Raw genomic sequence first — 373 nt, 5'->3', positions numbered from 1 at the left:
GGAATTAGTTTTGGCTTGGGATTGAAATACAACGCGCCTGTAAATTTGCGATTTGACGATACAAATCCTGCAAAGGAGGAACAAGAATATGTAGATGCTATCAAAAATGATATTGCTTGGTTGGGGTACACTTGGGCAAATGAATGTTATTCATCAGATTATTTCCAACAATTGTATGATTGGGCAGTTTTATTGATCAAAGATGGAAAAGCCTATGTAGATTCTCAAACTTCGGAAGAAATGAGAATTCAAAAAGGAACGCCTACAGAAGCAGGTACAAATAGTCCTTTCAGAAATCGTTCTGTAGAAGAAAATTTGAGTCTTTTTCAAGATATGAAAGATGGAAAATTCAAAGAAGGAGAACACGTTTTGC

1 protein-coding gene is annotated in these 373 nt (G+C 35.7%); it reads left to right on the top strand.

Annotated elements, in window-relative coordinates; translation table 11 throughout:
• Nucleotides 1–373 (top strand): glutamate--tRNA ligase family protein (locus IU405_RS00185; protein ID WP_231749383.1); only part of this gene is annotated, 373 nt, incomplete at both ends.

This window comes from Polaribacter sp. BAL334 (genome assembly GCF_015767435.1).
Taxonomy (GTDB): domain Bacteria; phylum Bacteroidota; class Bacteroidia; order Flavobacteriales; family Flavobacteriaceae; genus Polaribacter.
This window is presented reverse-complemented; position numbering and strand designations above follow the sequence as displayed.